The organism is Campylobacter sp. MIT 12-5580 (assembly GCF_005406235.1).
Lineage (GTDB): Bacteria > Campylobacterota > Campylobacteria > Campylobacterales > Campylobacteraceae > Campylobacter_D.
The window spans coordinates 58,372-84,238 of the sequence record NZ_NXLK01000006.1 but is presented as its reverse complement, the minus strand read 5'-3'; the positions used below and the strand labels follow the sequence as shown (position 1 = coordinate 84,238).

The 25,867-nt window shown below is 35.1% G+C and carries 24 protein-coding genes, 1 tRNA gene and 1 pseudogene; 10 read left to right on the top strand and 16 right to left on the bottom strand.

The features are described 5' to 3' along the window. The first annotated feature begins 28 nt into the window (after positions 1 to 28). Positions 29 to 406 carry a TM2 domain-containing protein gene (locus tag CQA38_RS07185; protein ID WP_137633319.1) on the top strand — a complete coding sequence of 126 codons (378 nt, stop codon included), beginning with the start codon at positions 29 to 31 and terminating at the stop codon, positions 404 to 406. A 16-nt stretch (positions 407 to 422) separates the two neighbouring features. Here CQA38_RS07185 and CQA38_RS07180 read toward each other — a convergent pair whose 3' ends face one another. Next, positions 423 to 818 (bottom strand): pyridoxamine 5'-phosphate oxidase family protein, encoded by a 396-nt coding sequence (locus CQA38_RS07180; protein ID WP_137633318.1) that lies wholly within the window; start codon positions 816 to 818, stop codon positions 423 to 425. 146 nt (positions 819 to 964) lie between these two features. Here CQA38_RS07180 and CQA38_RS07175 point away from each other — a divergent pair, with 146 nt between their 5' ends. The 5 genes from CQA38_RS07175 (at position 965) to dnaE (ending at position 7,441) form a co-directional block, all read left to right on the top strand. Next, on the top strand, positions 965 to 1,432 hold the full coding sequence (locus tag CQA38_RS07175) for a tRNA (cytidine(34)-2'-O)-methyltransferase (protein WP_137633317.1): 468 nt from the start codon (positions 965 to 967) through the stop codon (positions 1,430 to 1,432). Positions 1,433 to 1,502: 70 nt separating this feature from the next. Beyond that, positions 1,503 to 2,951, top strand: a complete 1,449-nt coding sequence (locus tag CQA38_RS07170; RefSeq protein WP_137633316.1) for an alanine/glycine:cation symporter family protein — start codon at positions 1,503 to 1,505, stop codon at positions 2,949 to 2,951. 2 nt (positions 2,952 to 2,953) lie between these two features. Then, on the top strand, positions 2,954 to 3,097 hold the full coding sequence (locus tag CQA38_RS09230; RefSeq protein ID WP_170999487.1) for a hypothetical protein: 144 nt from the start codon (positions 2,954 to 2,956) through the stop codon (positions 3,095 to 3,097). After that, positions 3,094 to 3,642, top strand: a complete 549-nt coding sequence (locus CQA38_RS07165) for a DJ-1 family glyoxalase III (RefSeq protein ID WP_137633315.1) — start codon at positions 3,094 to 3,096, stop codon at positions 3,640 to 3,642. The genes CQA38_RS09230 and CQA38_RS07165 overlap by 4 nt, the downstream gene beginning before the upstream one ends. Positions 3,643 to 3,856: 214 nt before the next feature. After that, a complete protein-coding gene (dnaE, locus tag CQA38_RS07160; protein ID WP_137633314.1) occupies positions 3,857 to 7,441 on the top strand; it encodes a DNA polymerase III subunit alpha in 3,585 nt (1,194 codons plus the stop codon). Positions 7,442 to 7,617: 176 nt separating this feature from the next. Here dnaE and CQA38_RS07155 read toward each other — a convergent pair whose 3' ends face one another. Beyond that, on the bottom strand, positions 7,618 to 9,702 hold the full coding sequence (locus CQA38_RS07155) for an RNA degradosome polyphosphate kinase (protein ID WP_137633313.1): 2,085 nt from the start codon (positions 9,700 to 9,702) through the stop codon (positions 7,618 to 7,620). 160 nt (positions 9,703 to 9,862) lie between these two features. Here CQA38_RS07155 and CQA38_RS09225 point away from each other — a divergent pair, with 160 nt between their 5' ends. Together CQA38_RS09225 and CQA38_RS07150 are read left to right on the top strand one after the other, a co-directional pair. Continuing rightward, on the top strand, positions 9,863 to 10,024 hold the full coding sequence (locus CQA38_RS09225; protein WP_170999486.1) for a hypothetical protein: 162 nt from the start codon (positions 9,863 to 9,865) through the stop codon (positions 10,022 to 10,024). 68 nt (positions 10,025 to 10,092) lie between these two features. Next, positions 10,093 to 11,475, top strand: a pseudogene (locus tag CQA38_RS07150) (glycosyltransferase); the annotation flags it as partial. A gap of 77 nt (positions 11,476 to 11,552) precedes the next feature. Here the strand turns inward: CQA38_RS07150 and CQA38_RS07145 are convergent. Both CQA38_RS07145 and CQA38_RS07140 read right to left on the bottom strand, forming a co-directional pair. Beyond that, complete coding sequence (locus tag CQA38_RS07145) at positions 11,553 to 12,206, bottom strand: TrkA family potassium uptake protein (RefSeq protein WP_137633311.1); 654 nt, start codon at positions 12,204 to 12,206, stop codon at positions 11,553 to 11,555. Next, a complete protein-coding gene (locus CQA38_RS07140; RefSeq protein ID WP_137633310.1) occupies positions 12,203 to 13,546 on the bottom strand; it encodes a TrkH family potassium uptake protein in 1,344 nt (447 codons plus the stop codon). Before CQA38_RS07140 ends, CQA38_RS07145 begins: the two co-directional genes overlap by 4 nt. A gap of 142 nt (positions 13,547 to 13,688) precedes the next feature. Here CQA38_RS07140 and CQA38_RS07135 point away from each other — a divergent pair. Beyond that, positions 13,689 to 13,764 (top strand) — tRNA-Phe (locus tag CQA38_RS07135). 48 nt (positions 13,765 to 13,812) lie between these two features. Here the strand turns inward: CQA38_RS07135 and CQA38_RS07130 are convergent. From CQA38_RS07130 to glmU, 9 genes are all read right to left on the bottom strand, one after another. Beyond that, complete coding sequence (locus CQA38_RS07130; RefSeq protein ID WP_137633309.1) at positions 13,813 to 15,048, bottom strand: MFS transporter; 1,236 nt, start codon at positions 15,046 to 15,048, stop codon at positions 13,813 to 13,815. Between the two features lie 51 nt (positions 15,049 to 15,099). After that, positions 15,100 to 15,969, bottom strand: coding sequence for a cysteine ABC transporter substrate-binding protein (locus CQA38_RS07125; protein WP_137633308.1), 870 nt, complete (start codon positions 15,967 to 15,969; stop codon positions 15,100 to 15,102). Between the two features lie 117 nt (positions 15,970 to 16,086). Then, positions 16,087 to 16,803, bottom strand: a complete 717-nt coding sequence (truA, locus tag CQA38_RS07120) for a tRNA pseudouridine(38-40) synthase TruA (protein WP_137633307.1) — start codon at positions 16,801 to 16,803, stop codon at positions 16,087 to 16,089. Further along, positions 16,804 to 17,829 carry an LptF/LptG family permease gene (locus CQA38_RS07115; RefSeq protein WP_137633306.1) on the bottom strand — a complete coding sequence of 342 codons (1,026 nt, stop codon included), beginning with the start codon at positions 17,827 to 17,829 and terminating at the stop codon, positions 16,804 to 16,806. Next, entirely contained in the window at positions 17,813 to 18,595 is a 783-nt protein-coding gene (locus CQA38_RS07110) for an A24 family peptidase (RefSeq protein ID WP_137633305.1), read from the bottom strand. The genes CQA38_RS07115 and CQA38_RS07110 overlap by 17 nt, the downstream gene beginning before the upstream one ends. Then, entirely contained in the window at positions 18,592 to 19,260 is a 669-nt protein-coding gene (uppS, locus tag CQA38_RS07105; RefSeq protein WP_137633304.1) for a polyprenyl diphosphate synthase, read from the bottom strand. The genes CQA38_RS07110 and uppS overlap by 4 nt, the downstream gene beginning before the upstream one ends. Before the next feature lie 2 nt (positions 19,261 to 19,262). Continuing rightward, positions 19,263 to 19,880: a hypothetical protein gene (locus CQA38_RS07100; protein WP_137633303.1), complete on the bottom strand. Its 618-nt coding sequence runs from the start codon at positions 19,878 to 19,880 to the stop codon at positions 19,263 to 19,265. After that, positions 19,881 to 21,038 carry a bifunctional phosphopantothenoylcysteine decarboxylase/phosphopantothenate--cysteine ligase CoaBC gene (gene coaBC / locus CQA38_RS07095; RefSeq protein ID WP_137633302.1) on the bottom strand — a complete coding sequence of 386 codons (1,158 nt, stop codon included), beginning with the start codon at positions 21,036 to 21,038 and terminating at the stop codon, positions 19,881 to 19,883. Continuing rightward, on the bottom strand, positions 21,035 to 22,327 hold the full coding sequence (glmU, locus tag CQA38_RS07090; RefSeq protein ID WP_137633301.1) for a bifunctional UDP-N-acetylglucosamine diphosphorylase/glucosamine-1-phosphate N-acetyltransferase GlmU: 1,293 nt from the start codon (positions 22,325 to 22,327) through the stop codon (positions 21,035 to 21,037). The genes coaBC and glmU overlap by 4 nt, the downstream gene beginning before the upstream one ends. Before the next feature lie 176 nt (positions 22,328 to 22,503). Here glmU and fliP point away from each other — a divergent pair, with 176 nt between their 5' ends. After that, positions 22,504 to 23,241, top strand: coding sequence for a flagellar type III secretion system pore protein FliP (gene fliP, locus CQA38_RS07085; RefSeq protein WP_137633300.1), 738 nt, complete (start codon positions 22,504 to 22,506; stop codon positions 23,239 to 23,241). A 35-nt stretch (positions 23,242 to 23,276) separates the two neighbouring features. Here fliP and CQA38_RS07080 read toward each other — a convergent pair whose 3' ends face one another. The 3 genes from CQA38_RS07080 to ilvA are packed head-to-tail and all read right to left on the bottom strand — an operon-like array spanning position 23,277 to position 25,828. Then, on the bottom strand, positions 23,277 to 24,173 hold the full coding sequence (locus tag CQA38_RS07080; protein WP_137633299.1) for an EamA family transporter: 897 nt from the start codon (positions 24,171 to 24,173) through the stop codon (positions 23,277 to 23,279). A gap of 27 nt (positions 24,174 to 24,200) precedes the next feature. Next, positions 24,201 to 24,602: a CoA-binding protein gene (locus CQA38_RS07075; protein WP_137633298.1), complete on the bottom strand. Its 402-nt coding sequence runs from the start codon at positions 24,600 to 24,602 to the stop codon at positions 24,201 to 24,203. 14 nt (positions 24,603 to 24,616) lie between these two features. Beyond that, a complete protein-coding gene (gene ilvA / locus CQA38_RS07070; protein WP_137633297.1) occupies positions 24,617 to 25,828 on the bottom strand; it encodes a threonine ammonia-lyase in 1,212 nt (403 codons plus the stop codon). Between the last annotated feature and the right edge of the window lie 39 nt (positions 25,829 to 25,867).

Below are 25,867 nucleotides of genomic sequence, written 5' to 3'. Positions count from 1 at the left end.
GCCTTTAATTTATTTTAAGGAGAAAAAAATGGACGCAAATGCGGTGCTTTTATCAATCAAAGATAAAATTCCAGACTCTAGCCTTGCTATCGTGCAAGATAAGCTCAAAGCAGCAAGTGAAGACAAGCTAAATACTCTAATGGTACTTCCTTTGAAAAATGTAATCATCGGACTTGTGCTTGGGCTTTTGTTTGGTGGTTTTGGCATAGATCGCTTTTATAAAGGCGACATAGGACTTGGTATAGCAAAGCTTGTTTTGTGGATACTTGGTTGTGCAACGGCGATGATTTATATAGGGATTGCGCTTTTGATTGTTTGGTGGGTATGGGTAATCGTTGATTTTTTCCTTGTATGGAAAGGTATCAAGCAAGATAATCTAAACAAAATTCTAGCTGTTTTAAGCTAAAAAAGAGGCTTGTTTATCAAGCCTCAAGCCTCGTTTTAACACCTTTTACACTCAGATCAGCCTTCACATTTTCAAGATAAAATACCTTAAAATTTGGCTCATCAACGCTTTCAAATCGTGTCTTTTTACGCTTTATAAACTCAGCCTTTATAGCCTTATCTTCATCAAATTTTACTTCGCCAAATACCCTAATCCAAGAAAAATCCGCCGCACACACACAAATACATACATTAGGATTAGCTAAAAGTTCTTCATACATAGCCTTGTCTTTATTCATACAAAAATAAATTCTATTCTCAATCAAGCTTGCACTACCTATAGGGCGAGAAGTGGGCTTGTTTGCAACACTGGTGCTAAGAATTTGTATAGGATTTTGCTCTAAAAAAGCAAAGATTTTGTGTATATCACTCATTATTTTTTCCTTAATGCTTATTAAAAATTAAAAATAACCCTCATTATAGCAGATTTTAAAAAAGTTTTAATAAATTTATGTCCCATAAATCTCATACAAAAATAAGCAAAATTTGCTATACTATAAGCTTTTAAAAAGGCTTTATTATGTTTCATATCGTGCTAGTTAATCCAAGAATTCCTCAAAATACCGGTAGCATTGGCAGAATGTGCTTTAATGCTGGCTTTCATTTGCATATCATCAAACCTTGTGTATTTAGCCTTGATGAGAAGGCTTTAAAAAGGGCTGGGCTTGATTATTGGGGGAAGCTTGAGCCTATTATCTGGGAGAGTTTAGAGGATTTTTTAAAGGCAAATGAGGACTTTAAAGAACGTTTTTTCTTTGCGACAACAAAGAGCAAAAAGCCTTATTTTGAAGCTTGTTTTCAAAGGGGTGATTTTTTATTTTTTGGCAGCGAAAGCTTTGGCTTACCAAAAGAACTTATGCAAATAAATGCAAAAAATATGATCACCATACCCATGAAAAGCTATGGTAGAAGCTTAAATTTAGCCACAAGTGCTGGCATTATCGCTTATGAGGCTTTAAGGCAAAATTTTGCTGATTTTACACATTAGAGTTTTTAGGGCTTTGTCTTAAAGTCTTTATAACAAAGCTTGTGTTAAAATAAAATTTTAAGGAGAAGAAATGCCAAATTTAGCTGATTTTATAGGCTCGCAAATCGTTCCAAGAACTGATCTTATAATGATATTTTGTCTTATAGTTTGTGGATTTTATTATAGTTTTAAGCTTTCTTTCGTGCAGTTTAGAATGCTACCTTTTGTCTTTAAAATCCTCACAGAAAGACAAGATAAAAGCCACAAAAGTAAAGATCATATCTCACCTTTTGCAGCTTTGATGATCTCAACTGCTTCAAGAGTAGGTATAGGAAATATAGCAGGTATAGCTACAGCTATTACCTTAGGAGGTGCTGGAGCCTTGTTTTGGATGTGGGCTATGGCGTTTTTTGGTGGGGCTTCTGCTTTTGCTGAAAGTACTTTAGCTCAAGTATATAAAAGTAAAGATGGAAAAGGCTTTAAAGGAGGACCAGCTTATTATATACAAAAAGCTCTTGGTATAAAATGGCTTGCTATTGCTTTTGCGATCATTTTAGTGCTTACTTATGCTTTTGGTTTTAATGCCTTGCAAAGCTATACTATGACTTCAGCCTTTGAAGTGTATTATAAAAATATAGCTGAAACTGGTGTGAGTTTTGCGGATTCAAATTTTCCTCTTATCATAGGAGCGATTTTAGCACTTTTTGGGGCTTGGCTTTTCTTTTCTCATCATAGTCTTATTGGTAAAGTAAGTTCTATCATCGTGCCTATTATGGCTTTGATTTATATCGCTCTTGCTTTTGTGGCTATTGTGATGAATTATGAGCTTATCCCTAGTGTTTTAAAGCTGATTTTTGAAAGCGCTTTTGATTTTGAGGCTATTTTTGGTGGTTTTGCAGGTTCAGCTCTTGTTATAGGTATTAAAAGAGGTTTATTTTCAAATGAAGCTGGCATGGGTTCAGCACCAAATGCAGCTGCAGCTGCAGTTACAAGCCACCCAGCAAAACAAGGCATAGTGCAATCTTTTGCCGTTTTAATCGATGTTATCATCTGCACAGCTACAGGCTTTTTGGTTTTGTTTTCAACAGCATATTTTCAAAATTTTGATGCCAGCGGTCAGCCTATTTTAAAGGCTCTTCCTTTGGTGCAAGAGGCAATGAAGAGTTATTATGGAGGCATTGGGCTTCACTTTGTTTCTTTTTCTGTAGTGCTTTTTGCTATAACCTCTTTGATAGGCAATTATTATTATGCTCAAGCAAACATCAAATTTCTTACTAATTCAAAATCAGTAATGATGATTTTTAGAATTTGTGCTGTGGCTATTATTTTCATCGGTGCTCAACTTACCTTAGAACTTGCTTGGAATTTTGCAGACTTAACTATGGCTTTTATGGCAACGACAAATATCATTTCTATCTTGCTTTTAGGCGGTATAGTCAAAAAAGTTATGCAAGACTTTTCAGCTCAAAAGGCTATGGGTATAGATCCAAAATTTAGCGCAACAAAACTTGGCATTAAAAATGCTGAGTGCTGGGAGTAAAAATGGGAATTTTCAAGGCTTTAATCTTCTTGCTTTTTATCGCATTTATTGCTATCTTAGTCATAGGTTTTAACCGCCAAATGATGCAAAGAAACGAGGAGAGAGAACAAAGATATAAAAAACTTAAGGAGAAGAAAGAAGAATGAAAAGCGTTTTAGTACCTATAGCAAAAGGTTTTGAAGAAATCGAGCTTGTAAGTATAGTAGATATTTTAAGAAGGGCTGGTATAAAGGTATGTTTAGCAAGCTTAAATAATGAAAAACTCGTGCTTGGAGCTCATAATATAAGCATTGAAGCTGAGGCAAACTTAGAAGAACTTGATTTTTTAGAATTTGACGCCATAGCCTTAGCTGGTGGGCTTGATGGTATGCTTAATCTTAAAGCAGACACCCGCTTGCTTAAAGGCATACAAGCTATGTATGAAGCAAATAAACTTGTCAGTGCCATTTGTGCTTCGCCAGTGGTTTTGGCAAGTGCTGGGGTATTAAAGGGTGATTTTACTTGCTATATAGGCTTTGAAAAGGATATAAATGCAAATTATCAAAAAAAGGCTGTAGTGGTAGATAAAAATATCATCACCGCTGCAGGACCAGCTTATGCCGCCCAATTTGCACTTGAGCTTGTAAGGTATTTGTGTGGTGAAGCAAGTTATAAAAGTGTGAGCGAAGGGCTTTTGTTGAATTTATTTTAATCATTTTTAGATGATTTTAGCAAACCTTGTGAATTAAATTTGCAAGGTTTTGTTTAGAAAGCTTTCTTTTTTGGAATAATACTACTTAAATTTGAAAATAAATCTTAAAATTTTATCTTTACTTTTCACCTTGTTTAAGCTACAAACAAGCTCTTTTTTACTTTTTTTTCAGTGCAAATTCTATATAATCAAGCTAAAAAAATAAGGATAAAAGATGAGTCAATTTACCCACTTGCACTTACATACTGAATACTCTTTACTAGATGGAGCAAACAAACTTAAAGAGCTTGCAAAAACGCTTAAAGCTCAAGGTGCGACAAGTGTAGCAATGACTGATCATGGCAATATGTTTGGAGCGATTGACTTTTATCAAACGATGAAAAAAGAGGGCTTAAAGCCTATCATCGGACTTGAAGCATATATACACAATGGCGAGGAGCTAAACGACAAGAGCACCAGACAACGTTTTCATCTTTGTTTATATGCTAAAAACGAGATAGGCTATCAAAATTTAATGTATTTAAGCTCTCAAAGCTATATCAAGGGCTTGTATTATTATCCACGCATTAACAAAAAAATTCTTAAAGAACATAGTGAGGGCTTGATTTGCTCTTCAGCTTGCTTGCAAGGTGAGGTAAATTGGCACCTAAACACCCAAAGTGAAAAAAATCAAAAATTTGGAGCTAAAGGCTATGAAGCTGCCAAGGAAGTGGCTTTGTGGTATAAAGAGGTTTTTAAAGATGATTTTTATCTTGAGCTTATGCGTCATGGTATAGGCGATCAGCTTTTTATCGATGATCAAATTTTAAGATTGGCTAAAGAGCTTGACATTAAAGTTATCGCGACAAATGATACGCATTATACTTTTAAAGATAGAGCTGCAGCGCATGAGGCTTTGATGTGCGTAAATATGGGTGTAAAGCTCAATGATCCAGATCGTTTAAGACACAGCGTGCATGAGTTTTATGTCAAATCAAGCGAGCAAATGAACGAGCTTTTTGCAGACTTACCTGATGCTATTGCAAACACTCAAGAAATTGCCAATAAATGCAATCTTGAGCTCAATCTTGGCAATCCAACCCCGCCAAATTTTAAATTCACAAGAGAATATGCTAAAGAACACGGCTTAAGCTTACCAGAACCAGAGCTTGAGTTTAGCTTTAAAAATGATGATGTTGTTTTTGAGCATTTATGTAAAATCGGACTTGATCAAAGGCTTGAATTTATCGATGAAAATAAGCACGAGCAGTATAAAGAGCGTTTAGCTATGGAAGTTGAAGTGATTAAAAATATGAAATTTTCTGGCTATATGCTTATAGTGCATGACTTTATCGCTGTGGCAAAAAGCAAAGATATACCAGTTGGACCTGGGCGAGGTTCTGCAGCTGGTAGCTTAGTATCTTATGCTTTAAAGATAACTGATCTTGATCCTTTACCTTACAATCTGCTTTTTGAACGTTTTTTAAATCCAGAACGCGTATCAATGCCTGATATCGATGTGGATTTTTGTCAAGATAGACGCGATGAAGTGATTGATTATGTGATCGATAAATACGGCTTTGATAAAGTCGCTCAAGTCATCACTTTTGGTAAAATGCTTGCAAAAGGCGTAATCCGTGATGTAGCTCGTGTGCTTGATATCAGCATACAAGATGGAGATGAACTTGCTAAACTTGTGCCTGAAGAGCTTAAGATCACACTTGAAGATGCTTATGCCAAAGAGCCAAAGATTAAAGAATTTTTAGATAGCCACACTAAAGGTAAAGAATGGTGGGAGTTTGCGCTTGCACTTGAAGGGCTAAATCGCCACGCTGGCGTGCATGCGGCTGGACTTGTGATCTCAAATGAAAGTCTATGGAAAAAAACACCTTTATTTCGCCCAAGTAAAAACGATGAAAAGCACCTTGTAACGCAGTATTCAAAGGACTTTTTAGAAGATGTGGATTTAATCAAATTTGACTTCTTGGGCTTAAAAACCCTAACCGTTGTTGATAATGCTGTAAAGCTTATTAAACAGCGATTTAACAAAGATATCATCTGGGAAAAGATAGATTTAAATGATAAAAAAACCTATGAAACTATACAAAGTGGAAATACACTTGGTATTTTTCAAATCGAATCAGGCGGTATGCAAGCTTTAAATTCAAGGCTAAGACCCGATTGCTTTGAGGACTTGATCGCTGTTTTGGCTTTGTATCGCCCAGGACCTTTAGAAAGTGGTATGGTTGATGATTATATTGATATAAAACATGGCAGAAAAAAGGCTGTGTATGCCTTTGAAGACTTAAAACCTATACTTGAAGATACTTATGGTGTTATAGTTTATCAAGAGCAAGTTATGCAGATCGTGCAAAAAATCGGTGGCTTTAGCTTAGGTGGTGCTGATAATGTGCGCCGTGCTATGGGTAAGAAAAAGAAAGAAATACTTGATGGCTTAAAGGCTGAGTATTTAGAAGGGGCAAAAAAACAAGGCTATGACGCACAAAAAGCTGATGAGCTTTTTGAACTTATCTTAAAATTCGCAGAATATGGCTTTAACAAGTCTCATTCTGCTGCTTATGCGCTTATCGCCTTTCAAACAGCTTATCTTAAGACTTATTATCCAAGTGAATTTATGGCTGCGTTACTTACTAGCGAGCAAAATAAGGTTGAAAAAGTCGCTCAATACATAGAAGAAATGAAAAGAATGAATATCAAGCTTTTACCACCTAGCATTAACAAAGCTCAAGGCGAGTTTAAGGCTATTGAGCTTGAAGATGGCAGTGAGGCTATAGTGTATGGGCTAGGAGCGATCAAATCAGTTGGCACGCCAGCAGTTACAAATTTAATGAGCGCGCGTCCAAAAGAAGGCTTTAAAGATATAGATGAGTTTATGAGTAAAATCGATCCAACTAAAGTTAATAAACGCACTATGGAAAGTCTTATAAAAGTCGGTGCTTTTGATGAATATGGCTTTACGCGTAGGTGCTTGATCGAAAATTTACCTCATTTGTGCGAAAACTCAAGAAAGATAGCTGAGCTTAAGAGAAATTCAGCTTCATCGCTATTTGGCATTGATGAAGTAGCTGATAATATCAAGATTAATTTAAAAAATATAAGCGAATACGATCTCAAAGAAAAGCTAGATTTTGAAAAAGATATCTTAGGCATTTATGTTTCAGCGCATCCGCTTGATGAATTTAGCGAGCAAATTGCTGAAATTGAGTATTATAAAAGTCTTGATTTTGAAAATCTTAAGGGCAATGGGCAAATTTTGTGCGTTGGACGCATAGAGGATTTTAAGGCGATGATGAGTAAAAACGGCAAACGATATGCCAAAATGCAAATTTTAGACTTTTACTCGAGCTTTGATGTGGTTGTTTTTGAAAAAAATGTAGCTGAACTTGAAGAAATTTTTAAAGATGAAAAAAGAAGAGTAAAAGCTTATGCTTTTGTCATTAATTACAGAAAAGATGAAAGCGAGTCAAGCTTTATGGTTAATGAAGTTTTAGAGCTTGAGGACGCAAAGAAAAGAGAAATAAAAGCTAAAGTTGGCTTTAGAAATAAATACAAAGAAAAAGAATTTACCCAAGCCCCAAAAGAGTTTGAAAATATGGTGCTAGAACTTGATCTAAGTAAGCTTAATAAGGACATAGTATATGAGATACACGAACTTGCAAGAAAGGCTCACGACCCAAGCAATACCGAGCACAAAAAACTTGTCTTAAAAGTAAGATATGTCGGCTCTTGCTTGCTTTATAACACAGGCTTTGTTGTTTCAAATCAACTTGAAGAACAAATCAAACAAAAATGTGTTTGATTGTATAAATTACGTGTCATTTTTCTTGGCAATAATTTAGGTTAATTTTGATTTGATTTCTTAAAGCGATATATTAGCTTGCCAAACTTGCAAAAATGCTATCATGAAATTTTATCGCTTTTATTCAAAGCCTTATTATTGTCAATTTTTTATAATTTAAAATTATATCGTCAAGCTCAACTTTCCTTAAAAAGCTTAGATACAAGCCTACTTGCCCTACTTTGATCGCTATGTTTTGTGATGCTTTTATAAATTCTACTCATATATGCTTCTAGCACTTCTTGAGAATTCATACTTTTTTCAGTATGTGGCTTTTTGATATATTCTCCGCTACTTTCAAGCTCATACGCAAGCTCATTATCACTAAGCTGAAGCCTTAAAAGCTCGGCTAACTTAGCCTTTAAAGTCTCATCAAATATAGGTGTCATCAACTCTAATCTTCGCTCTAAATTTCTTGGCATAAAGTCCGCGCTTGAGATAAAATAACTCGGATTTGAATGCTTAAAATAAAAAATTCTTGCATGCTCTAAATACTTACCAATGATACTTTTTACACAAATATTTTGGCTGTATTCCTCCTTAGGTCTAAGGCAGCTTATACCCCTGATAATAAGATCGATTTTTACTCCAGCTTTTGAAGCTTCATACAAAGCTTTAATGATATCGCTATCCACAAGTGAATTCATCTTTGCGATGATCACACCCTCTTTACCTTTAGCAATCTCAACGCCTATCATTTCAAGCACTTTTTCTTTGATTTGATTTGGGCTCATTGCTAAGGTTTCTAAGCGACGATTTTTTGAAAAGCCAGAAAGTATGTGAAAAAAGGTTGTGCTATCTTTAGCGATCTCTGCCCTACTTGTAAAATAGCTCACATCAGTGTAAATTCGAGCTGTGCTGGCATTATAATTACCTGTGCTTAGATGAATATAAAACTTAAGCTTCTCGCCCTCTTGTCTTATCACTTGACAAATTTTTGCATGCACCTTAAAGCCAGCTATACCATAAATCACATGAGCTCCAGCATCTTCTAAAGCTTTTGCCCAATGCAAATTATTCTCCTCATCAAATCTCGCCTTAAGCTCCACCATAACCGTAACTTGCTTGCCTTCATTTGCCGCGTCAATAAGCGCTTGGACTATATTTGAGTTTTTCTCTACTCTGTATAAAGTCATGCGTATGGAGATCACCTTAGGATCAGTGCTTGCTTCTTTGATGAGCCGAAACACCGGATCAAAGCTCTCATAAGGATGAAAAAGCAAAACATCTTCTTTGTCTATGCACTCAAACACAGACATATTTTCACTAAATGGTGGTAAAACTTTTGGCGTATAAGAAGGAAAAAGCAAATGTGTAAAAGCTTTGTTGCCGATGATTTGCCAAAGAGAAGGGAGGTTTAAAAGTATCTCGTATTCATATACATCTTTATGAAAAATTTTCATATGCGTGTTTAAGAAATTGACGATTTGCTCATCAGCATTTTTTTGAATTTGAAGACGAACAAAAGCTCCTTTTCTACGAAGTTTCAACCCTCTTTCAAGTATCATCATAAAATCATCTGCTTCTTCTTCTTCTATGCTAATATCAGCATTTCTTGTTACCCTAAAAGCTGCTGAAGCTAAAAGTTTATAGCCCGGGAAAATCTCTTCTGCGTGGCGATGAACTATACTTTCTATAGGCACATAAACATTCGTGCTTACCGCATAAAAACGCGGCAAAAGCCTTGGTATGCGGATCATTCCAAATTTAATCAACTCAGGTTGCAAAGCATCACAAAGCTTTACAGCTAAAGAAAAAGAAAGGTTGTTTAGGTGTGGAAAAGGGTGCGTCGCATCAACAGCGATTGGCACGATCACTGGAAAGATATTTGAGAAAAAAAACTCATCACATTTTTCTTTAAGCTCGCAATCAAGCTCCTCATAAGGCTTGATAAATAAATTTTCTTTTTCAAGCTCGCTTCTAATCTGCATAAAATACTTTTCAAGCAAGGGTTTTTCTTTGTGAAGGTATTTGCGGATTTCTTTAAGCTGCATTAAAGGCGTCATCTCATCAGCCCCACTTAAACTTACTCCAGCGGCAAAAAGTTGCTTAAGCCCAGCTACGCGTATCATATAAAACTCATCTAAATTTGTGCAATAAATGGCTATAAATTTGAGTTTTTCAAGCAAGGGTATATCACGAGAGCACTGATCTAAAACGCGAGTGTTAAATCTCAGCCAAGAAAGCTCTCTATTTAAAAACATTTTTGGGTTATTATGCATCTTTTAGCCTTTGAAAAGAAAATTGCTATATTTTAGCATATTTTTTCTCTCTTGGATAAAAAATAAAAATTTGATTTTTTTGATATAATGCGTTTTATTTTAAATGGGACTTAAAATAAAATCAAGCCAAATTTAAAAAACAAATATAAAGGGAACAACAATGTTTCACATAGTCTTTAATGCTGATGAAAATTACATCAAGTATTGTGCTGTTTTAATGACAAGTATAGTTAAAAACACTGATACTTCCAAGAATTTTAAAGACTTTTTTGATGAAGAAGCCTTAAATTCAGCTATGGGGGGGGGGCTTATAAAAATTTAAGCTCAAGTTATAAACTTTTAGACTATTCTTGCTTAAGTCCTGAAGAAAAAAGCGAGGGCTATGTTTTTCATATACTTACTGACTGCATTACAGCTCCTACCCAGCAAAAGCTTAATCAGCTTCAAGATGAGCTTAGCCAAATTTATCCTTGCAAGATAAAAATACATAAACTTGATGTTGAAATTTTTAAAGATGCTCCTTTGTGGGGTGATAATTATATGGCATACCTTAGGTTAAAAATTCCTGATATTTTACCTGATAATCTAGAGCGTTGTTTATATCTTGATGTAGATATGCTGGCACTTAAAGACTTGCGCATACTCTTTACGCTTGATTTAGCAAGTTACTGCGCTGGAGTTGTGTATGACTTTGCTTTTCAACATAAAAGAATTTTAGAAACTAAGGATATAAATAAATATCCAAATTTATCTTTTCACAAAGAGTATTTTTGCTCGGCTTTTATGCTTTTGAATTTAAAGACTATACGAAAAATCGATTTCTGGCAAAAAGCTATAAATTTAATGCGAAATTATAAGCTAAAATTTGCAGATCAAGATGTACTTAATATAATTTTTGCAAATAAAGTTTTAAAATTAAACTTTACTTATCAGGTGCATATTGGTATATTTACTCATGTACTTTCTATAAAGACACTAAATGATGAAAGCGAAAATTGGGATCTCAATTATACAAGAGCTGAATTTGAATACGCAAAAGCAAATGTCACGATTTATCATTACTCATCTCCTAGAAAAGTTTGGGCAGATGCTTTTTCTTGTCCTCATTTTTGGAGGTGGAATATTTACGACCCATTTTGTGACACAAACAAGCAGCTCAAATACGCCTATAACCTTTGGTGGAAAATGGCTCTTTGCACTCCAATTTTTAAAAATGAACTTCTAGCTTTAAAGTTTGAGCTTGAAAGGCTAGATCTAGAATATTATGCTTTAAATCTCTCAAACAAACTTTATACTAAAGATCAAGAAAATCAAAAACAAAATCTAATTTTAAGTGAAAAAGTGATAAAGCTTGAAAATGAAAACAAAACCTTGCAAAATGAGATTATAAATCTAAAACAAACAAAAGGAGCAGCTTTAAGAGCACAAAATCAACTTGCCTATAAATTAGGAACCACTCTTATGTCATACTCTAAAACAAAATTTTTCTATCTTAATCCTAAATTTTATCTTACTTTGCTCAGTATCAAATCAAAGCATAAAAAGTCTAAAAAAGCTTATGAAAATTTAATCTTTTCAAATCCTAGTTTTAAACTACCCTTGCTTGAAACTTATGCTGATTATGATGAAGCTTTAAAAGTGCAGAACTTTTTTTCTTATAGACTTGGACTTGAATTTATTAAAGCGAGTAAAACTTGGTATAAAGGTGGATTGGTAAAATTTTATTTTAAAGCAAAGAATTTAAAAAAGGAATTTAAAAAGAAAAAAGTATAAAATGCAAGATATCCTTCGCTTTGCATTTGATTCAAGAAAGCACCTTTGCACTTTCTTGAATTTAGCTTTCAAAAAATTTAATGCTCAAATTCCTCTAATTCTTTTGCTGTGCCGAGCAAAATGACGCTATCTCCAGCATCAACTAGGGTAGTAAGAAGTTCTGGCAAAAGCTCCCAATCACTTGAGCCTTTCTTTTTATATCCTATCAAGCGCATATTTTGAGCGATTTGCTGCAAACTGCGTCCCACTAGACTATCATTGATGATGATTTTCACAGCACGGATAGTATTTGCTGAGATATCAATCACCTCAAATTCAGTATGTAGCAAAAACTCCTTAGCAAGCCTTATGGCACTTTCTTTTTCTGGATAAATCACCTTTGAAGAGCCGAGTTTTGAAAGAATTTGTCCGTGTATCAAAGAAGTGGCTTTTGTGATCACGGTTTCAACGCCAATGTCTTTTAACGCCATTAGAGTAAGTATGCTTTTTTCGACATTTTCGCCTATACTCACGATAACAATATCGATATTGTGAAAGCCAGCCTCCTTAAGAGCAACAGCATTAGTTGAATCAAGTATATACGCGCAACTTACCTTGTCTTGTAACTCTTTAAGGCTGTTTTCATCTCGATCAGCAACAATCACGCTTTGTCCGCCGTTAATCAGTTCATTTGCAATCACTGAACCAAATTTACCAAGCCCTATAATCCCATAAGTTTTTCCATTTTTCATAGATAAATTTTCCCTTCTGGATATTTGATATATTTTTCCTTATCTTTTGTAAAAATTGCCACTAAAAAGGCAAAAACGCCAATCCTTCCACTTATCATCATCACTATGATAATAAGCTTTGCATCATCACCAAAAAGCGCACTTAAAGAAAGCGTGCCTCCATCACCAACAGATACTCCAACGGTTGCAAAAGCAGAACTTGTCTCAAAAAGCAGATAAATAAAACGAACCTCGCCCTCAAGCAAACTCAAGAGCAAAACACAAATTACCATATAAGCAGCCGATCCAACAGCAATAACAAAAGCTCTTTTAATCACCTCATCTGGAATTTCATAATGAAAAACCCGCACGCGTCCATCTTTAATCACCCAATAAGTATAAATAATCAAAACCGCAAAAGTTGTTACCTTTATACCGCCTGAAGTTCCACCCGGTCCCCCACCGATAATCATAAACAAAGAACCAAAAAATAAACTTGCATCTTTAAAGGTGCTTAGATCAAGCGTATTAAAACCAGAAGTTCGGTAATTGACTGCTGTAAAATAAGAGCTTAAAAGCTTGTCAAAAAAAGAAAGTGCGCCAAGACTCTTAATGTTTGCATATTCAAAACAAAATACAGCCAAAGTTGCACTTAAAATCAGTGCGAGCGTGCTAATAAGCACTATCTTAGTATGCACACTCAAACTTGCAAGACGTTTCCTTTGAAACAAATACAACTCCAAAAGCACAAAATACCCTATACCACCAATGATAACAAGACTAGTGATGATAAAATTAATCCAAAAATCACTCCTATACGCTACTAAACCTGTTTCAAAGATGGAAAAACCAGCATTATTAAATGCTGAGATTGAGTGAAAAAAACCAAACCAAAGAGCCTGATTTATAGGCATATCAAGGGCAAAGCGTAAAAAAAGTAAAATTCCTCCGACAAATTCTGCTATAAAAACAAAAAATAAAATTTTTCGTAAAAAATCCACAACTCCTTCCATATGAGGATAAAGCAAGGATTCTTTAAGCATATTTCTTTCATGAAAGCCAATTTTTTTACGGATTAATACATAAAAAAATACCCCAAGTCCCATATAACCAAGCCCACCAATTTGTATTAAAAACAAAATGATAATTTGTCCGCTCAAATTAAAATCAACAGCAGTATTTTTTACGATAAGCCCAGTCATAGAAATAGCTGAAACGGAGGTAAAAAGGGCATCGATAAAGCCAAGTTCTTCTTTGGCTACACCTTCAATGCGTAGCAAAAAAGCACCAAAAAAAGCAATGATAATATAACCAAGAAATAAAAATCTCACGGTTTTTCTATCAAAATGCGTTTGCTTCAAAACAACTCCAATATAAATTTTGTATCAAAAAGTTTGTATTGTAGCACAAAAAACTTAAATTTAAGGATAAAAATTAAGTTTTTAAATTTTAGCTTTATCTAAGCAAAAAAAAGCTATAATCTCAACTTCTATTTTAAATCGTGGTTGGATAGCTCAGTCGGTAGAGCAGCAGACTGAAAATCTGCGTGTCGGCAGTTCGATTCTGCCTCTAACCACCATTTTAAGACTTCATTTGCTTATAATTTTATTTAGTTCAAAAATTACTTTTAAACTCTTCTTAAATAAGTATTATTTAAATGCCTCACCAAAAACGCGCAAAGCAAGCTACAAAGTGCCACAAAAACAAAATAATACCCCAAATACTTCTCATAAATTCCTCGAATGACAAAAGGCGTTACAAAAGCTAAAAGCGCATAAGATATATTATACGCAAAAGAAAGCCCGCTAAATCGAAGTTCAGGTTTAAAAACACTTGTCATAAAAATAGGTGCAAAAGAAATAATACCTTGCATAAAACACGCCAAAAGATAGTAAAATAAAAAGCGTTCATCATACAAGCCAAGCCCTATGCCAAAAACAGCAAAAAGCAAGCTAAAAAGCACACAAATTTTAAAATTCCCAAAAAAACTTGCCAAAGCTCCTTGTATGAGACTTCCAAAGATGATAGCAACTATAGCTAAATTTGAGTAAATCAAGCTTTGATTTGTATCAAAACCTAAAAGTGCGTTAAAATGCTGGGGAACTATGGTTAAAGTCGCTACCCCACTTGTTAAAACCACGCTCATCAAAGCACACACAAGCATGGCAAGTTTGTGTGTTTTTAAAGCCTCTAAAAGTGGAAAGCTAAGCAAGGTTTCATCTTTTCTAAGTTTTTCAAATACCGGCGTTTCGCTGAGTTTTTTTCTCAAAAAGCAAGCTAAAACCCCAAAAAATCCACCTAAAATAAAAGGCAAACGCCAAGCCCAAGCTTTAAGCTCTTCTTGAGTGAAAATTTCATTGGCAAGCAAGCTTACAAGTCCAGCCAAAAGCAAGCCTAGTGTTAAAGTTGCTGAGATAAAGCCAAGTGCAAGGCTTTTATACTTTTGACTTACAAACTCGCTCACAAAAACCCAAGCTCCACTTACCTCAGCACCTACAGCCAAACCTTGCAAAATACGTATCACAAATAAAATTATAGTTGCTGTAAGTCCTATACTTTCATAGCTTGGCAAAAAAGCAAGAGCAAAACTTGGTAGTATCATTAAAAGCATGGTGATGTAAAATACATCTTTTCGTCCCTTTTTATCACCAAAATGTGCAAAAACAACAGCCCCAAAAGGACGGGCTAAATACCCTGCTCCAAAGCTTATCCATATACCAATCTCAGCCCAAAAAGCATTATTTGGCGGAAAAAATATCTCTGCAAAAAGCTTAGCAAAAAAGACAAAAAGTATATAATCATAAAATTCTAAAATTCCACCCAAAGAAGCGTATAGGGTGTTTTTAACCGCTTTTTTTCTCAAGAAAAGCCTTTTTAAGGATTAGAAGAAAAGAGGCTTAGAGCCTCTTTTGGATTAAAGCTTGCCGCCTTCGATAACAACGCTTTCTGGATTGATATCATCAGTGAAAGCTTCTTTTAAAGTTGCATCATAAGCTTTATGGAAAAACTGCTCATCAGCAAGCTTTACGATAAGATCATTGATAAAGTTTTTAAGCTCATCATTACCTTTTTTTACAGCTGCAGCGATAACATCTTTATTACCGAGCTCTTGGATAGCAACTTTGAAATTTGGCTTATCTTTTACCCAAGCAAATAAAAGCGTATTATCATGAGCTAAGGCTTGTCCGCGTCCATCAAGTAAAGCTGCAAAAGTCTCGGTGTTTTGATCAAATTTCAAGCTTTTGATCTCTGGATAATTCGTAGTAAAAAATGCATCAGCTGTAGTGCCTTTGTTTAAGATAAGAGTTTTATCTTTAAGATCATCAACACTTGTTACATTCAAATCTTGTGGCACAACTACGCCTAAAGCCACTTTCATATAAGGCAAAGTAAAATCAACTTGTTCAGCTCTTTCTGGAGTTTGAGTAAAATTTGCCAAGATAATATCAACTTTATCAGACTTTAAAAACTCAACGCGATTGGCTGCTTCAACAAGCACAAATTGCACCTTGTTTTCATCGCCTAAAAGCTCTTGTGCTATGCGTTTTGCAAAGACAACATCATAACCTTGATTTACCCCTTTTTCATCAACAAAACCAAAAGGAGGCTTATCACCAAAAACGCCGATTCTCACTACGCCGTTATTTTTGATACTCTCAAGAGTTGAAGCTGCTTGAGTGCTAGCAGAAGTTGTGTTAGTATCTTCTTTTGAAGATGAGTTTGAGCAAGCGCTTAGAAACGCTACAAACAATGCCAAAATGGCAGAAGAAATGATTCTTTTCATTTATTCTCCTTGTGAAATTTATGATTGTTAAAAATCATATTAAATTACTACGAAAATGTAGCTTTGGCATTATACACGCTAAAAGTTTAAAGTATGATTAAATTTGTTTTATTTAATTTAATAGCTTATGGAGCTTAAATATAGTCCATTTGCCGGGGCTAAAACTCGGCTTGATATGCTTTTAGCCTCAATTTGATCTTGCAATTGCTTTAGCGTTATCTTGCCTTCAAGCACCCTTAGCACAGCAGCAACGCTAAGGCGAATTTGAGCCCTTAAAAAGCCATCAGCTTGAAAATAAAAGATCGTATAATGCCTAAATGCGTAAGCTTTTGCCTGAAACATTGTTTTAATGGTATTTTTATCACTTTGCTTTTGAAAATACCCAAAATTATGTTTGCCAAGAAATAAGCTCAAAGCAAGATTAGCCTTTTTTAAATCTATCTTTGGATAAAAAGTGCAATATGGGCTTAAAAATGGACTAAAACAAGCATGGTTAAACACATAACGATACGCTCTTTTTTTAGCATCAAATCTTGGCTGAAAGCTTTGAGGCACTTTATAGATAGCTTTTATATCTAAATGCTGGCGAGCGAATTTGTTGATTTGTTTTTTAAGATACTCAAGATCGCTAAAATGCTCGCCACATTCTACGCTTGCGACATTTCTTAAGGCGTGCACACCCTTATCAGTGCGAGAAGCAAATAAAACTTGATTAAAAATACCAAGATGAGCTAAAGCAGAGCTTAAATGATCTTGCACGCTATTTTTGTGAGGCTGGGTTGCTGAGCCTTGAAATTTAGAGCCATCATAAGCTAAGATAAGTTTAAGCTTCACTTAATACCTGCTAAGAATTTTAAATTTAAAATACAACACAGAAGCAAGTAAAAAGATCAAAAAGATTAAAATCACAGCAAGCAAAGGTGGTTGATAAAACACGCTTAAAGCCCCAAAATAAAGTGCAATCACCCCAAAAATCCCAAAATACACAAAACCCTTTTCATAGCGGTAGGTTACCAAACCAAAGCACAAAGCAAAAAAGGTGCTAGCCACTGGAAAAAGAGCGATGAGAGTGTAAATAACAAATTCTTTTGCCTTTTTTTCATTTGAGTTTATATCATTCCAATACCTATAAAAAGGCTCTTTGTTCGTATCAAAACCGCTCAGCAAGGTATTGACAACTAAAGTATCAAAATGCCCCAAATACCAAGTATTGTTCTGCTCGAAGCTATAGACCTTGCCATCACTTAACTTAAACGCAAGGCTTTGATCGACTCGATCAAGCACGCCTTCTTTAGCGATGATGAGCTGTTCTTTAGGATTTGTTTTAGTGCTTGGGTGATACATAATGATATTTTCATATAAGCTTTGATTTTCTTTTTCTATGAATACAAGCCAGTCTAAGAATTTTTGTCCAAATTCACCGGTTTTAAGATTAAGCTTTACTTGAGTTTTTTTAAAATCCACAAAATTACTCTGCAAAGCCGCTGCAACTGGGATAAACACTAAAGCAACTACAAGCATAAAAGCACTAAGCAAACAAGCGATTTTTAAGAAAAAATAGCCTATTTCTTTAGGCGAGAAACCAAGTGCAAAGCACACTATGCTTTCATTTTCCCTTGATAAGCGGTAAAGAGCTAAAGTTAGAGCGATAAAAAAACTTATCGGCAAGGTAAAAATAAGTATGCGAGGGATCATAAAGCTATAGAGTTTTAAAAAGTCTAAAAATGAAATTTCAATACTTGCTGTTAGGCGAGCAAGCTGGATAAAAAATACCATAGAAACGATGAGAAAAAGCACTAAAAAAAGTGATAAATTTGTGCTTAAGAAATGATTTAAGCTGTATTTATAAACGAGTTTCATAATACCTTTCCATAAAAAAAATACAAACAAAAGCTAGGCTAAAAAAAGGAATCATCGCGATTTTGGGGCTTTTTTCACCTTTAAATTTCAAAACAAGCAAAAAAGGTAAAGCTAGGCAGGCTGCTAGAAAAATCATCAAAAAACCAAGCTTAAAGCCCAGCACTCCTGCTAAGGCTGCTACGATTAAAACATCAGCCTCGCCCATACTCTCAAGCACTTCATTTTGCTTTTTAAAATTGATGATAAAACTTACAAAGCTTTTCAGTAAAAACATAAAACCAGCAAATACTAAAGCACAAAGCAAAAAACCTTGCTCAAAATGCTCCAAAAAGACTAAATTAAAGAGCTCTTCACTTTTAAAGCCAAGCAAAAAAGCACACACAAATGCTAGCCACAGCAAAAACTCAGGCACGCTTAAGAGATAAAAATCGATCAAAGATAACAGCAAAAGCACACTTAAAAGCAAAATAAGCACAAAAAATTCACTCAAACTTGAGCTAAAAACAAAACCAAGCACAAAAAATAAAGCAGATAAACACTCCATGATCAAAAGTTCATAAGGAAGTTTAGCCCCACAAAAGCCGCATTTTCCTCTTAAAAAGACAAAAGAAAAAAGAGGGATTAAATGATAAAACTTTAAATCATTTTTACATACAAAGCAAAAGGACCTTGCCTTAAAAAGTGGCATTTGAAAGCAAAATCTTTGAATTAGAGCAGTCAAAAATGAGCCTATGCAAAGTCCTAAAATTCCCACTAAAATTATCATTTACCAAAGGTTCTTTCGCGTTTTTGAAATTCTTTGATGATTTTTTTAAATTCTCTTTTGGTAAGTCCTGGAAAAAGGGTATTGCTAAAGCAAATTTCAGCATAAGCACACTGCCAAAGCAAGAAATTTGAAAGCCTCTTAGCATCCCCTACTCTTAAAAGCAAATCCACATCTAAAGGTAGATCTAAATTTGCGCTGATATGAGCTTCATTTGGCTCCAAGCCCTTTTCAATACACCTTTTTACTGCACGCACTATCTCATCTTTTGAGCCATAACTTATAGCTAAATTGACACATAAAAGCGTGCAATTACAAGTGAGCTCTTGAGCTTTTTTAATCTTAGCTTGCAAATGAGGCTCAAGGCGGCTTAAATCCCCAATAGCCCTTAATCTCACATTATTTTGCACAAAACGCTCAAGGCTCTCATCAAGCACCTTTTCAAGTAGCTTAAAGATAAACTCAATCTCATCTTTTGGACGCGCCCAATTTTCAGTACTAAAAGCAAAAAGACTAAGCTCTTTTACACCTTCTTCAACGCAAACTTGCATTAATCTTTCTATGGTTTTTAGCCCTCTTGAATAGCCAAGTTTTGCTAAAAAGCCATTTTGCCTTGCCCAACGCCTGTTGCCGTCCATTACCACTGCAAGATGATTGAGTGTGTTCATATTTATCCTTTAAAATCAAGCCGTTTTTTTACTTTAAAAAGAGCTGTAAGTTTAGTTTGCTGAAAAATAGCAAATCCTAAATGCTTGCTTAAAAAATTCGCCACCTTAAAAAAAGGCGTATAAAGCTTTACACCCTCTTCTTCAATGATAAGCTTTAAGCTTCCAAATACGCTAAAATACAAATAAAGCTCGGTTTTTTTTGCTCCTACTCTAAGCTGAAACAAACAAGCCTTATCTTCAAAAACAAAGGGGATATGATAGATATTTTCATAACTTGCAAAAAGCATAGCCTTAAAAAGCTCAAAGCTTGCCTTATCTTTAGCATTGATTAAGTTTTCAATCACAAAAGCCTTAAAATCAAAATCTTGTTCTAAAAGCCTTAAAATAAGCTTAAGTCCCTCTTCATAATATATAAGTTCTGGCTTTTGAGCAAGATTTTTAAAAGTGATCACACCGCCTTTATCTGTATAAAGCTCAGCCAAATACTCAGCCCCTACCTCAAGCTCAATATGACTTTTGGTGCTGACTTTTTTATGATTTAAAAGCAAGGTATAATTATTATATCCTGTTTTTTCAAGCACCTTCATTTGCACTGGTAAGGTTGCATTAATCATACTCATTTATAAGCCTTTACACAAATGAGCGATTTCAAAAGCAAGTTCTTCTTTATCTTTAAGATCAAGTTTTACACTTTTATCCTTGAAAAAAAGCTCAAATTCGCTTTTTGTAGAGCCAAACTCAGCCTTGCCTTTGCTGAGTATATTTAAACATACCATATCAAGCTTTTTTTCTTGAAGCATATTTTTAGCATTTTGAAGGGCATTTTGCTTATCAAGCTCCATCTTAAAGCCTATTTTTTTACCCTTAAATTCACAAGTTTTAAGCACATCGATATTTGTTTTTAAATGCAAATCAAGTCCTTGTGGGTGATCTTTTTTCTTTATCTTGCCCTTAAAACCCTCGCACACAAAATCACTTACCGCAGCTGCCATAAACAAATAATCCTCATTTTTATAAGCTTTAAGCAAGGTTGCAAGTTCTTTAGAGCTTTCAAAAAGCTTTAATTCATAAGGCGTATCAAAATACACCGAGCTTAAAAGCGTAACCTTAGCCCCTAAAAAATAAAAAGCATCAGCTAAAGCCTTAGCCATTTTTCCGCTTGAAAAATTACTAATGCACCTTACCTCATCAATCTTTTCTTTAGTGCCTCCACCAGTGATAATAATGCTCTTATCAGCCCAAAAATCTTGCTTTAAAAGCATTCTTTTGCTTTCATTAAAAATGCTTTGAACCTCAGCTAAAGCTCCCACGCCCTCATCTTTGCAGGCTAAAACTTTTGAAATAGGCTTAATGATAAGGGCTTTGTTTTGCTCTAAAAGCTTTAAAGAATTTTGGGTGCTAAAATGCAAATACATAGCCGTATTTGCAGCAGGAGCGATGATAAGAGGAGCTTTTGCGGCAATTAAAGTTTGGATAAAAAGTGTATCGGCTATACCTAAGGCAAGTTTGTTGATAGAGTTTATACTTGCTGGAGCAAAAAGGATAAGATCACAATCCTTACTAAAAGCAATATGATTTTTATCATTTTCCCAGCTTTCATTTAAGCCGTGTAAAACCTCATCAGCCAAAGCCTCAAAGCTCATAACGCTTGCAAATTTAAGCACACCATCACTAAGTAAAACCTTGACCTTAAAGCCTTCTTTTTTAAACAAAGAAATGAGCTCATAAGCCTTATAAAAGGCTATGCTTCCACTTACGGCAAGTAAAATCGTTTTCATTGAAGTCCAAATTTTTTATAAAAAAAGTCTTTGACTATCTTTTTTTCGGCTCTATTGATAAATAAAGCTCCCTTTGGCACACACCCACTTACACTACTACCAGCTGCGATAATAACCTCATCTTCTATCGTAACAGGAGCGATGAGCTGAGTATCTGAGCCTATGAAAACTTTTTTACCTATGATGGTTTTGTGTTTTTTAAGCCCATCATAATTACAAGTGATAGTCCCACAGCCCACATTCGTGCCCTCATCTATCTCGCAATCGCCCAAATAGCTTAAATGCCCAGCTTTTACGCCCTTAAGTTTAGCGTTTTTACACTCTACAAAATTACCAATGTGAGTATTTACAAGCTCGCATTTTGGACGCAAGTGGGCTAAAGGTCCTAGATCTGAGTTAATCACAACGCTATCTTCAACCACACTTGAGCTTTTAATGATAGAGTTTTCAATCACACTTTTACCCTCTATACGCACATGTTCATAAATTTCGCATTCTCCTTTAAAAACAGCTTCGCAGCTGATAAAACTTGAGCTAGGATTATGAAAAATCACGCCTTGTAGCATAAGCTCTTTTTTAATACGATCTTGCATTAAGGTTTCAGCTGCGCTTAGCTCAAATTTATCATTTACGCCCATAAACTCAAGCTCATCAACAAAGCAAGCTTTCACACTAGTATTTAAGTTCTTAGCTAAGGCAATAGCATCAGTTAGATAATACTCCTTTGCCGCATTTTGGTTTGAAATTTGAGGCAGTACCTGAGCAAGAATTTCACTTTTAATCACATATACACCACTATTGCAAATGCTAATTTTCCTCTCGTTTTCATCTGCATCTTTAAATTCGACGATTTTTTGTACTTCATCATTTTTAAGCACCACTCTGCCGTAATTTTTTGGCTCTTTGCTTTCAAAGACAGCTACTCCAAAATCAGCTTGTAAATCCCTCATTTTTTCCAAACTTTTTTGAGTGATTAAGGGCATATCCCCACACAGCACTAAAAGCCTTTCATATTTTGGTGTATAACTTTTTAAAGCTCCTGCAGTTCCTGGGTAATGCTCTAAATCTTGAGTAAAAAAACGCACATTTTTAAAGTCTTTGCAAATTTCTTCTTCTATGAGTTCTTTTTGATGAGAAAGCACCACACTCACATCATCGCTGATTGCAAAAGCTTGCTTGAGTATATGAAAGATCATAGCCTTGCCACTTAGACTTTGTAAAACTTTAGCCTTATTTGACTTCATTCTTGTTCCAAGTCCAGCTGCTAGGATAACTACAGAAATGCTCATCTTTTTTCCTTGAAAAATTTCTTATATTGTATCAAGTTAAAGTTAAAAAGGCTTGATTTTAGGGTATAAATTGGCTATGGAATTTTTGAATTTATCTTAATTTTTACACGCCTTTTAACCCAAATTTCAGTGATGAAATTCTATAATCAGCTTTTAGATTAAAATAAGGCTTTATTTTGAAAATTATCTCTTTGCTTTTTTTGCTTAGTTCTGTTTTATTTGCTGCTCCTGAAGCAACTATACCAAGCGTAAATTTAAGCCTAAGTGCACCAGATAGCCCACAACAGCTCGTTACCGTGATGAATATCATCATCGTTTTAACCATACTTGCCCTAGCTCCTACCATAGTTTTTGTAATGACTTCTTTTTTAAGGCTTATCGTGGTATTTTCTTTTTTAAGACAAGCCTTAGGCACCACAACCATGCCACCAAATACCATACTTTTAACCTTTGCTTTAGTGCTTACCTTTTTCATCATGGAGCCAACAGCAACAAGGGCTTATAATGAAGGCGTGCGTCCTTACTTAGCTGAACAAATAGGCTATGAAGAAGCATTTGATAGAGCAACTCGCCCTTTTAAAGACTTTATGCTTAAAAACACAAGAGAAAAGGACTTAGCTTTATTTTACCGCATACGAAACCTGCCAAATCCTCAAACTATCAATGATGTGCCCTTAACCATCATCGTGCCAGCCTTTGTGATTTCTGAGCTAAAAACAGCATTTGAGATAGGCTTTTTGATTTATTTGCCTTTTTTAGTTATTGATATGGTCATTAGTTCAGTTTTAATGTCTATGGGTATGATGATGCTTCCGCCTGTGATGATTTCACTACCTTTTAAGCTACTTATCTTTGTGCTAGTTGATGGTTGGAATTTGCTTGTGCAAAAACTTGTTGAAAGCTATATGTTCTAACTTTTCTAGCAATGATAAAAAAGTAAAAACAAATTTTAAATTTTCGCCTCTTTTTCATAACGCTTGATGATTTTATAATGAATCCACAAAGAAAAAAACATCAAGGCTGTGCCCGTGCTTATACGCACAAGTTCAGCTATGCTAAAATGAACTTGTTTTTCTGGGAAAAAGAGCCAGATTAAAAGTGCATTAGCTAATACAGCAGCTGGTATAAGGGCGTTATTCATAATGGCAAGCACCCCGCTATCTACCATAGTTGCTCCCTTGTTCCACCAAAAATACCCAAGCCCAGAGGCAATAAGCCCAAGATAGATCAAAACAGCCCAAGAGCTTGCACTTTTTGGTAAATTTGAGCTATCTCCAAGTGTAAAAAAGGCTAAGCCAGCGATGAGACTTGCTCCTAAATGAAAATACCCAAAAATACTTTTTTGATCCTTGATAGGCTCTTTTTCAAGCACGATTTTATAAAGACTTTGAGCTGTGCCAAAGACTAAATTTGCTCCCTGAATGAGTAAAAAGCCTATGAGGAAATTTGAGCTTAAATCATTTGCTTTGATAATATAAGCTCCAAGCACGCAAATACTTATACTTAAAAGATAAAAGGCTCTAAAGCGATGAGAAAATAAATCATAAATCAAGCTCACATAAAAAGGCGTAAAGATGGTAAAAAGAGCCACTTCAGCTACGCTTAAATACAAAAAAGAATGATAATAAAATATATACATAATACCAATTTGCAAGCCACCTATGCCCATAAATTTAAGCTTTAAAGAGTTTTTGCACCGCCAATTCAAAAAAGGCAAAAATACCAAAAAAGCTAAAAATACACGCATAAAAATGGCAAAAAAACTATCCATTTGTCCGCTAATAAAATAGCCTATGAGCGGAAAAGAAAAAGCCCAAATACAAGTAACAATGATAAGATAATTCATACAATCCTCATTTAGCTTAAAACTCTATTATATACAAGCTCTTTTTTCAAGCTCGATTTTCATACACCTATCTTGCACAAAGCAAATTCCAGCTTTTTTGCATTCTTCTTTGACTTTTTCATTTGTGATACCAAGCTGGAGCCAAAAGTTTTTAATGCCTTTTTTCTTGATGATAGGCAAAAGCTCATCTGCAAATTCGCCCTTTCTAAACATCAGCACTAAATCCACTTTTTCATTTAGCATTTCAAGACTAGGCACAGCAAGCTTATCAAAAAGCATAAGCTCTTTTGGATAGATAGGAAAAACCTCAAAACCATGCTCTTGCAAGCATTTGCTCACATAATGACTTGGCTTGCTCTCATCTGGACTTAAGCCAACAACGGCAACTTTTTTGCAATTTTTTATGATATATTCGATATTTTCTTGCATTTTTCTTCCTTTCTTTAGCTGTTTTCGCTGAAAATAAAGCCTTTAGAGTGCAAAATTTGCCTCAAGCTTTCTTGGTGTTCTTTGCCCTTAGTTTCAAGCGTAATGCTAATCATAGCATCGCCGTAATTTAGCTTAGTTGAAAAGCGATCATAGTCAATTTTTATGATATTTGCTCCGGCTTCTTTTAAAGCTTCACTAAGCTCTAGCAAGGCTCCGGGTTTATCCACAAGAGTAACTGAGATAAGCATTTTGCGGTGTGCCTTAAAAAGCCCTTTTTCTATGATGATATTAAGCATTTGCACATCTATATTGCCTCCGCTTAGCACTACGCCTACTTTTTCATCGTTTTGAAATTCTATCTTGTGCTGAAGTAAGCTTGCAACGCCTACAGCCCCAGCACCTTCAACGATGATTTTATGTTTTTCAAGCAAGAAAAGCACAGCTCTAGCAATCTCCTCATCATCAAGCTGCACAAACTCATCAACACATTCTAAGATGATGTCTAAATTCATCTTATGAGCGTCACGAACCGCTATGCCATCAGCTATAGTGCGAACGGATTTTGAGTTTTTAATCTTTTTTGCCTTAAAGCTATCATGCATTGCAGGAGCGCCTTTTGCACTTGCTGCTATGATTCTTATTTTTGGATTGATTTGTTTTGCAGCACTTGCTATGCCTGAGATGAGCCCACCTCCACCAACAGGCACGATTAAGGTGCTTAAATCGCTGATCTCATCAAGCATCTCAAGAGCAAGCGTGCCTTGTCCAGCCATAACCTGCTCATCTTCAAAGGGATGTATGAAGCTAAGCTTGTGTTCTTTGGCATATTGTAGAGCAAAGCTATAGGCTTCATCAAAATTATCCCCTTTTAAAAGCACTTCAGCACCTAAAGCCCTAGTGGCTGAGACTTTAAGAAGGGGAGTTGATTCAGGCATGATGATGATGGCTTTGGCTTTAAACTCTCTTGCAGCTATAGCTACACCTTGGGCGTGGTTGCCAGCACTTGCTGCTATTACTCCAGCTTCTAGGGCTTTTTTATCAAGGTTTGCGATTTTATTATAAGCTCCTCGTATCTTATAAGCTCCAGTAAGTTGTAAATTTTCATTTTTAAGATAAATTTTTGCCTTGCAAATTTCACTGAGCTGACTTGAGTAAGTAAATGGTGTTTTTATGATAAAATCAGCGATTTTTTGTTTGGCTTGATAAATTTTATTGAGCTCTATCATTTTGAGTATTCCTTTTTTTGCTAAGCATTAATCATAGCT

Coding starts and splice junctions, on each gene's coding strand:
- CQA38_RS07165 (WP_137633315.1), top strand. CDS start 3,094: ATGAAAAGCGTTTTAGTACCTATAGCAAAAGGTTTTGAAGAAATCGAG.
- CQA38_RS09225 (WP_170999486.1), top strand. CDS start 9,863: ATGTTTCACATAGTCTTTAATGCTGATGAAAATTACATCAAGTATTGT.
- CQA38_RS07110 (WP_137633305.1), bottom strand. CDS start 18,595: ATGATAATTTTAGTGGGAATTTTAGGACTTTGCATAGGCTCATTTTTG.
- uppS (WP_137633304.1), bottom strand. CDS start 19,260: ATGAACACACTCAATCATCTTGCAGTGGTAATGGACGGCAACAGGCGT.
- ilvA (WP_137633297.1), bottom strand. CDS start 25,828: ATGATAGAGCTCAATAAAATTTATCAAGCCAAACAAAAAATCGCTGAT.
- CQA38_RS07100 (WP_137633303.1), bottom strand. CDS start 19,880: ATGAGTATGATTAATGCAACCTTACCAGTGCAAATGAAGGTGCTTGAA.
- CQA38_RS07075 (WP_137633298.1), bottom strand. CDS start 24,602: ATGCAAGAAAATATCGAATATATCATAAAAAATTGCAAAAAAGTTGCC.
- CQA38_RS07180 (WP_137633318.1), bottom strand. CDS start 818: ATGAGTGATATACACAAAATCTTTGCTTTTTTAGAGCAAAATCCTATA.
- dnaE (WP_137633314.1), top strand. CDS start 3,857: ATGAGTCAATTTACCCACTTGCACTTACATACTGAATACTCTTTACTA.
- glmU (WP_137633301.1), bottom strand. CDS start 22,327: ATGAGCATTTCTGTAGTTATCCTAGCAGCTGGACTTGGAACAAGAATG.
- CQA38_RS07115 (WP_137633306.1), bottom strand. CDS start 17,829: ATGAAACTCGTTTATAAATACAGCTTAAATCATTTCTTAAGCACAAAT.
- CQA38_RS07125 (WP_137633308.1), bottom strand. CDS start 15,969: ATGAAAAGAATCATTTCTTCTGCCATTTTGGCATTGTTTGTAGCGTTT.
- CQA38_RS07175 (WP_137633317.1), top strand. CDS start 965: ATGTTTCATATCGTGCTAGTTAATCCAAGAATTCCTCAAAATACCGGT.
- CQA38_RS07185 (WP_137633319.1), top strand. CDS start 29: ATGGACGCAAATGCGGTGCTTTTATCAATCAAAGATAAAATTCCAGAC.
- CQA38_RS07155 (WP_137633313.1), bottom strand. CDS start 9,702: ATGCATAATAACCCAAAAATGTTTTTAAATAGAGAGCTTTCTTGGCTG.
- CQA38_RS07170 (WP_137633316.1), top strand. CDS start 1,503: ATGCCAAATTTAGCTGATTTTATAGGCTCGCAAATCGTTCCAAGAACT.
- CQA38_RS09230 (WP_170999487.1), top strand. CDS start 2,954: ATGGGAATTTTCAAGGCTTTAATCTTCTTGCTTTTTATCGCATTTATT.
- CQA38_RS07145 (WP_137633311.1), bottom strand. CDS start 12,206: ATGAAAAATGGAAAAACTTATGGGATTATAGGGCTTGGTAAATTTGGT.
- coaBC (WP_137633302.1), bottom strand. CDS start 21,038: ATGAAAACGATTTTACTTGCCGTAAGTGGAAGCATAGCCTTTTATAAG.
- CQA38_RS07080 (WP_137633299.1), bottom strand. CDS start 24,173: ATGAATTATCTTATCATTGTTACTTGTATTTGGGCTTTTTCTTTTCCG.